Origin of the sequence: Rhodoplanes roseus (genome assembly GCF_003258865.1) — a bacterium.
In the GTDB taxonomy this organism is placed as follows: Bacteria; Pseudomonadota; Alphaproteobacteria; order Rhizobiales; family Xanthobacteraceae; genus Rhodoplanes; species Rhodoplanes roseus.
This window is the reverse complement of the sequence record NZ_NPEX01000901.1, coordinates 1-255: the sequence shown is the minus strand read 5'-3', so window position 1 is coordinate 255 and position 255 is coordinate 1. Positions and strand designations below refer to the sequence as shown.

Sequence of the window (255 nt, the reverse complement as noted above, 5' to 3'; positions counted from 1 at the left end):
TGCCGGGCGCGGTTGGATGCTATCGGGTCATCCACCCCTCCCCTCGCCTCCGCCGAGATCTTATGCCGTCTTCAATATCCGAGGCCCCCGCCCTGTCACCTGAGAGACGGCGGCCAAGCCTCCTGAGCCTCGTCGTCATCTCGACGCTCAGCCCGTTCGCGATCAACGTCATCGTGCCGTCCATGCCGGCACTGGAGAAGGACTTTCACGCGAGCTTTGCCACCGTGCAGCTCGTCCTGTCCCTGTTTCTGGCAT

The 255-nt window shown here is 63.5% G+C and carries 1 pseudogene; it reads left to right on the top strand.

Going from position 1 to position 255, the window contains the following annotated elements:
- Positions 1-62: 62 nt before the first annotated feature.
- A pseudogene (locus CH341_RS35540) lies at positions 63-255 on the top strand (hypothetical protein); the annotation flags it as partial.